Origin of the sequence: Streptomyces phaeochromogenes (assembly GCF_001418655.1) — a bacterium.
In the GTDB taxonomy this organism is placed as follows: domain Bacteria; phylum Actinomycetota; class Actinomycetes; order Streptomycetales; family Streptomycetaceae; genus Streptomyces; species Streptomyces phaeochromogenes.
On record NZ_LIQZ01000460.1, the window covers coordinates 1 to 6,296 of the forward strand.

General features: G+C 69.4%; 6 protein-coding genes. 4 read left to right on the forward strand and 2 right to left on the reverse strand.

Annotation, left to right across the window (positions count from 1 at the left end; all coding sequences use genetic code 11):
* Positions 1 to 28: 28 nt before the first annotated feature.
* Positions 29 to 730: a helix-turn-helix transcriptional regulator gene (locus AOK17_RS42765; protein ID WP_063997372.1), complete on the forward strand. Its 702-nt coding sequence runs from the start codon at positions 29 to 31 to the stop codon at positions 728 to 730.
* Positions 731 to 817: 87 nt separating this feature from the next.
* On the opposite strand, the gene AOK17_RS42770 is transcribed toward AOK17_RS42765, so the two are convergent.
* Both AOK17_RS42770 and AOK17_RS42775 read right to left on the reverse strand, forming a co-directional pair.
* Entirely contained in the window at positions 818 to 1,141 is a 324-nt protein-coding gene (locus AOK17_RS42770; RefSeq protein ID WP_055618053.1) for a hypothetical protein, read from the reverse strand.
* Between the two features lie 21 nt (positions 1,142 to 1,162).
* Positions 1,163 to 2,881 (reverse strand): sodium:solute symporter family protein, encoded by a 1,719-nt coding sequence (locus AOK17_RS42775; protein WP_055618054.1) that lies wholly within the window; start codon positions 2,879 to 2,881, stop codon positions 1,163 to 1,165.
* A 122-nt stretch (positions 2,882 to 3,003) separates the two neighbouring features.
* Between AOK17_RS42775 and galT the strand changes: the two genes are divergently transcribed.
* The 3 genes from galT to galK are packed head-to-tail and all read left to right on the forward strand — an operon-like array spanning position 3,004 to position 6,244.
* Positions 3,004 to 4,089 carry a galactose-1-phosphate uridylyltransferase gene (gene galT, locus AOK17_RS42780; protein ID WP_055618055.1) on the forward strand — a complete coding sequence of 362 codons (1,086 nt, stop codon included), beginning with the start codon at positions 3,004 to 3,006 and terminating at the stop codon, positions 4,087 to 4,089.
* Positions 4,086 to 5,078: a UDP-glucose 4-epimerase GalE gene (galE, locus tag AOK17_RS42785; RefSeq protein WP_055618056.1), complete on the forward strand. Its 993-nt coding sequence runs from the start codon at positions 4,086 to 4,088 to the stop codon at positions 5,076 to 5,078. Before galT ends, galE begins: the two co-directional genes overlap by 4 nt.
* Positions 5,078 to 6,244, forward strand: coding sequence for a galactokinase (gene galK, locus AOK17_RS42790; RefSeq protein ID WP_055618057.1), 1,167 nt, complete (start codon positions 5,078 to 5,080; stop codon positions 6,242 to 6,244). The genes galE and galK overlap by 1 nt, the downstream gene beginning before the upstream one ends.
* The last annotated feature ends 52 nt before the right edge of the window (positions 6,245 to 6,296 follow it).

The following is a 6,296-nucleotide window of genomic DNA, read 5'->3' on the forward strand; positions in this document are numbered from 1 at the left end:
TCCTGGGGGGACTGGGGGGTTGGGCTCGATGGGAGTGCGGCTCATGGTGGTCGACGACCACCGACTGCTCGCCGAGGCGTTGGCCTCGGCCTTGAAGCTGCGCGGGCACCGCGTGCTGGCCGCGGCGGCGCCTGCGGCGGGAGCGGCGGAGCTGGTGATCACAAGGGCGCCGGAGGTGTGCCTGATCGGCACGGCGACGCCCGCCGAACCGGGCATATTCGACCCGGTGGTGAGGATCAAGCGGGAGCGTCCGCAGGTCGCGGTGCTGGTCCTCGGACCGGTGCCCAACCCGCGCGGAATCGCCGCGGCGTTCGCCGCCGGGGCGTCCGGTTACGTACGGCACGACGAGCGGATAGAGGGTGTCGAGCGGGCCATCATGAAGGCCCGGGCGGGGGAGGCGGCCGTGGCGCCGCAGCTTCTGCAGGGCGCCTTCAGTGAACTCCTCAACCCGGCCGCGCAGCCCGACGACGAGGGCCAGCGGCTTCTCCAGATGCTGACGCCGAGAGAGGTCGAGGTACTGGTGAGGGTGGCCGACGGCGAGGACACCCGGCTCATCGCGGCCGGCATGGGCATAGCGCCGAGCACCGCGCGGACCCACGTCCAGCGCGTACTGATGAAGCTGGGCGTCGGCTCCCGGCTGGAGGCGGCGGCGCTCGCCGCCCGTACGGGGCTGCTGGACCGCGCGGGGCCGATTCCGCACCCGGTGTCGGACGCGGGGTCCGAGGTCTAGGCCTGGTCCTGGTCCCGGTACACGTGTGGGGGCCGGAGTCGCGTGGTGCGGCTCCGGCCCCGTACGCGCGCCCGCCGTGCCCGGCGGTTATTCGGCGGGTCGTTCGGTGTTCTGGTCCAGGTCCGGTGTGGGCGGAGCCACCGGGCGCAGCCACAGCCAGGCCAGGAAGAACAGGCCGAGCGCGAGCATGCCGAGGCCCGTCCAGAGGTTGATGTTGACGTCCTGGGCCTTGGCGATGTCGGCGTCGGACTCGGTGATGCCGGCGATCGTGACGATGATCCCGTAGACGACGAACAGGCCGCCGATGATGCGGCGGATGTCGAACAGGCGGGCCGCGGTGGCGGACTTGCCCTGCAGTTCGGTGACTTCGCGCTGGAGGTCGCGGTCGGAATAGCCAGAGTGCTCGGACATGGGTGATCAGGCCTCCGGTCGTCAGAAGGAGAAGGGGATGTAGCAGGCGGCGGCCAGGATGATCGCGCCCCAGCCGAGCAGGGCCGGCTTGCGGTACCAGGCGTCGTCGCCCTTGGCCGGCGGCTCCTCCATGCCGGGCGAGGTGGTCCCGTACACCAGGCCCTGGAGTTCCTCCGCGGGCTTCGGCGCGGTGAAGAGCGAGACGGCGAACATGACCACCGCGCCGGCCACGAACCCGGCGATCGCGGAGACGAAGTTGGCGCCCTGGTCGGAGGGGATGCCGATGATGTCCTGCTTGTAGAGGACGAAGTAGTTGATCATCGCGGCCGTGGTGCCCGCGAGCAGGCCCCAGAAGCCGGACTTCATGGACGCGCGCTTCCAGAACATGCCGATGATGAAGACGACGAACATCGGCACGTTGAAGAAGGAGAACAGCGTCTGGAGGTAGCTCATGATGTTCGAGAAGGAGGAGGCGAGGAACGCCGTCCCGATCGACGCCATGACGCCGACCGCCGTGATGAGACGCCCGAAGCGCACGTAGTACGTGTCCTCCTCGTCGCGCTTCACGTACTTCTGCCAGATGTCCGTGGTGAAGACGGTGTTGAAGGACGAGATGTTGGCCGCCATGCCCGCCATGAACGCCGCCAGCAGACCGGTCACCGCGATGCCGAGGACGCCGTTGGGCAGCAGGTCCTCCATCAGGTACGGGATCGCGTCGTTGTACTGGAGGTCGGACCCGGAGGTTCCGATCTTCGGTACGAGCACGGCCGCGACGAGCCCAGGGATCATCACCAGGAACACGATGAAGATCTTCGGGAACGCGGCGATGAGCGGGGTGCGCTGGGCCGCGGAGAGGTTCTTGGCGGAGAGCGCGCGCTGTACCTCGGCGAAGTTCGTCGTCCAGTAGCCGAAGGACAGCACGAAGCCGAGGCCCAGAACGATGGTGAGCCAGTTGGCGCCGAGCGGGTTGTCGCTGCCGATGCCGGTGCCGCCCCACGCGGTGGTGAAGTCGGCGCCGTGGGACGCGGTCAGGGAGTCGGTCAGACCGTCCCAGCCGCCGACCTTCTTCAGCCCGAGCACCGAGAGCGGGATCAGCGCGGCGAGGATCACGAAGAACTGCAGCACCTCGTTGTAGATCGCGGACGACAGCCCGCCGAGGGTGATGTAGCCGAGCACGAAGAAGCCCGCGACGACGATCGACACCCACTGCGGCCAGCCGAGCAGCGCCTCGACGACGATCGCGAGCGCGTAGAGGTTCACCCCGGCGATGAGGATCGCGGCGAACGCGAACAGGATCGAGCTGAGCAGATGCGCCCCCTTGTCGAAGCGCAGCAGCAGGAACTCGGGGACGGACCTGACCTTCGAGCCGTAGTAGAAGGGCATCATCACCAGGCCCAGGAAGACCATGGCGGGGATGGCGCCGATCCAGTACCAGTGCACGGTGTAGACGCCGTACTGGGCGCTGTTGGCGGCCATGCCGAGGATCTCGGTCGCGCCCAGGTTGGCGGCGATGAACGCCAGACCGGTCACCCAGGCGGGCAGCGAACGCCCGGACAGGAAGAAGTCGAGGCTGGTCTTCACCGAGCGGCGGGCCGCGAAGCCGATGCCGAGCACGACGACGAAGTAGATCGCCAGGATCGTGTAGTCGAGCCAGTTGGTGGGGAGCCGCAGCTCCGCCGCCAGGTGCACGGGCGATGTGGGGGCCGGATATGTGGGAGCTGGATATGTGGGGGTCTGCATTCAGCACTCACTTCACTGTGGTGTTCTTTGTTTGGTTGTGGTGATGACTGGCGTGGGGATTTGTGGTTTGATGTGTTTGGTTCTGTTGAATGCTTTGATCGGGTACGGATGGAGAGTCCGGCGTGAAGAAGACCTCGACCCGGCTGGCCGACGGTCGTGAGCTCATCTACTACGACTCGCGCGACGACACGGTGCGCGACGCGGTGGACAGGCGCCCGCTCGACCGGACGGTCACCACATCGGAGGTACGCCGCGACCCGCTGCTCGGCGACGCGGTGGCCATCGCCTCCCACCGGCAGGGGCGTACGTACCATCCGCCGGCCGACGAGTGCCCGCTCTGCCCCTCCGAGGGCGACCGGCTGAGCGAGATCCCGGACTCCTCGTACGACGTGGCGGTCTTCGAGAACCGCTTCCCGTCGCTGGCCGGGGACTCCGGTCGCTGCGAGGTGGTCTGCTTCACCTCGGACCACGACGCGTCCTTCGCCGATCTGACCGAGGAGCAGGCGGGTCTGGTCCTGGAGGCGTGGACCGACCGCACGGCCGAGCTGTCGCATCTCCCCTCCGTGGAGCAGGTGTTCTGTTTCGAGAACCGCGGCGCCGAGATCGGCGTGACGCTCGGACATCCGCACGGGCAGATCTACGCGTACCCCTTCACGACACCTCGAACGGCCCTGATGCTGCGGTCACTTGCGGCACACAAGGAGGGGACGGGCGGGGAGAACCTCTTCGACGCCGTCCTCGAGAGGGAACTGGCCGGCGAGCGGATCGTGCTGGAGACCGAGCACTGGGTGGCCTTCGTGCCGTACGCCGCGCACTGGCCGTACGAGGTGCACCTCTACCCGCGCCGCCGCGTGCCGGACCTGCTCGGGCTCGACGAGGAGGCACGCACAGAGTTCCCCAAGGTCTATCTGGAACTGTTGAGGCGCTTCGACCGGATCTTCGATGGGCGGGATGGAGGGGAAGAGGGTGCGGGTGAACCGCGGACGCCGTACATCTCGGCCTGGCACCAGGCGCCGTTCGGCACGCTGGAGGAGTTCGACGGTGTGGTGCGGGACGACTTCGCGCTCCACCTCGAGCTTTTCACCATCCGCCGCACTTCCGGCAAGCTGAAGTTCCTCGCGGGTTCCGAGTCCGGCATGAGTGTGTTCATCAACGACGTGCCGCCGGAGGCCGCGGCCCAGCGACTGCGAGAGGTAGCGAGTTCATGAGTGGGAAGTACCTGGTCACCGGCGGTGCGGGCTATGTGGGCAGCGTGGTCGCCCAGCATCTGCTGGAGGCGGGCCACGAGGTGACCGTCCTCGACAACCTCTCCACCGGCTTCCGCGAGGGCGTCCCGGCGGGCGCCGAGTTCATCGAGGGCGACATCCGCGACGCCGCCAAGTGGCTGGACTCCTCCTTCGACGCCGTGCTGCACTTCGCCGCGTTCTCGCAGGTCGGCGAGTCGGTCGTGAAGCCCGAGAAGTACTGGGACAACAACGTCGGTGGCACGATGGCCCTGCTGGCGGCCATGCGCTCGGCGGGCGTCCGCAAGCTGGTCTTCTCCTCCACGGCGGCGACCTACGGCGAGCCGGAGACCACCCCGATCGTCGAGTCCGCCCCGACGTCCCCGACCAACCCGTACGGCGCCTCCAAGCTCGCCGTCGACCACATGATCACCGGCGAGGCGGCGGCGCACGGACTGGCGGCGGTGTCGCTGCGCTACTTCAACGTGGCGGGCGCGTACGGCGCGAGCGGCGAGCGGCACGACCCCGAGTCGCACCTCATCCCGCTCGTCCTCCAGGTCGCCCAGGGCCGCCGCGACGCCATCTCGGTCTACGGCGACGACTACCCGACGCCGGACGGCACCTGCATCCGCGACTACATCCACGTCGCGGACCTGGCGGAGGCCCACCTGCTGGCCGTCGCCGCGGCGCAGCCGGGCGAGCACCTGATCTGCAACCTCGGCAACGGCAACGGCTTCTCGGTCCGCGAGGTCATCGAGACCGTCCGTCAGGTGACCGGACACCCGATCCCCGAGGTCGCGGCCCCGCGCCGCGCCGGCGACCCGGCGGTCCTCGTCGCCTCCGCGGCCACCGCCCGCGAGCGGCTCGGCTGGAACCCGTCCCGCGCGGATCTCGCGGGGATCGTCGCGGACGCGTGGGAGTTCGCCCAGAGCATCGCGCAGTCGCAGTCGTCGGCGCAGTCGAAGGAGAGCTAGTGGGGGCACAGCAGGCAGCAGAAGGTCAGGTAGGGGAAGGCTTCGAGGCGCTCTACGGGGCTGCCCCCGAGGGCGTCTGGGCGGCGCCCGGCCGGGTCAACCTGATCGGCGAGTACACGGACTTCAACGAGGGCTTCGTGATGCCGCTCGCGCTGCCGCACACCGCGGTGGCGGCGGTCTCGCGCCGCGACGACGGCGTACTCCGCCTCCACTCGGCCGACATCGAGGGCCCCGTCGTCGAACTGCACGTCGACGAGCTGGCGCCGCTGACGAACACGAGCTGGGCCGCCTATCCGGCGGGGGTCGTCTGGGTGCTGCGCGAGGCCGGCCACGCCGTCACCGGCGCGGACATCCACCTCGCCTCCACGGTCCCGACGGGCGCGGGCCTGTCGTCCTCGGCCGCGCTGGAGGTCGTCACGGCCCTGGCGCTGAACGACCTGTTCGACCTGGGCCTTACGGGTCCGGAGCTGGCCCGGGTCTCCCAGCGCGCGGAGAACGACTTCGTGGGCGTGCCCTGCGGAATCATGGACCAGACGGCGTCCGCCTGCTCCACCGAGGGCCACGCCCTCCACCTCGACTGCCGTGACCTGTCCATCCGCCAGGTCCCCTTCGACCTGCCCGCCCACGGGCTGCGGCTCCTCGTGGTCGACACCCGCGTGAAGCACGCGCTGGGCGACGGGGAGTACGCGGAGCGGCGGGAGGGCTGCGAGGAGGGGGCGCGGCTGCTCGGGGTCCCGTTCCTGCGGGACGTCCGGTACGAGGACCTGGAGGCGTCCCTCGCCCGTCTGTCGGACGAGCGGGTGCGTCGCTACGTACGCCATGTCGTGTCGGACGACCACCGGGTCGATGAGGTCATCGCCCTGCTGGACGCGGGGGATGTGCGTGGCATCGGTCCGATCCTCACTTCCGGGCATGCCTCCTTGCGGGACGATCTGCGGATCTCCTGCCCGGAGTTGGACCTGGTCGTTGCCACGGCGAACGAGGCGGGGGCGCTTGGCGCTCGCATGACCGGGGGTGGGTTCGGCGGTTCGGCGATCGTGCTGGTGGAGTCTTCGGACGCCGACACGGTCACCAAGGCGGTGGAGGAGGCCTTCGCGGCTGCGGGCTTCACGGCGCCGCGGGTGTTCCCTGCGGTGCCGTCCGAGGGCGCCCGCCGGGTGGTCTGACCTGGGGGTTTTCTCGCCCCCGCCGCCCCTTCCCTTCCCGTCCCTGGGGGCT

Excerpts from the sequence above, each read along its gene's own strand:
- galE (WP_055618056.1), top strand. The coding sequence starts at position 4,086 with ATGAGTGGGAAGTACCTGGTCACCGGCGGTGCGGGCTATGTGGGCAGC.
- AOK17_RS42770 (WP_055618053.1), bottom strand. The coding sequence starts at position 1,141 with ATGTCCGAGCACTCTGGCTATTCCGACCGCGACCTCCAGCGCGAAGTC.
- AOK17_RS42765 (WP_063997372.1), top strand. The coding sequence starts at position 29 with ATGGGAGTGCGGCTCATGGTGGTCGACGACCACCGACTGCTCGCCGAG.
- AOK17_RS42775 (WP_055618054.1), bottom strand. The coding sequence starts at position 2,881 with ATGCAGACCCCCACATATCCAGCTCCCACATATCCGGCCCCCACATCG.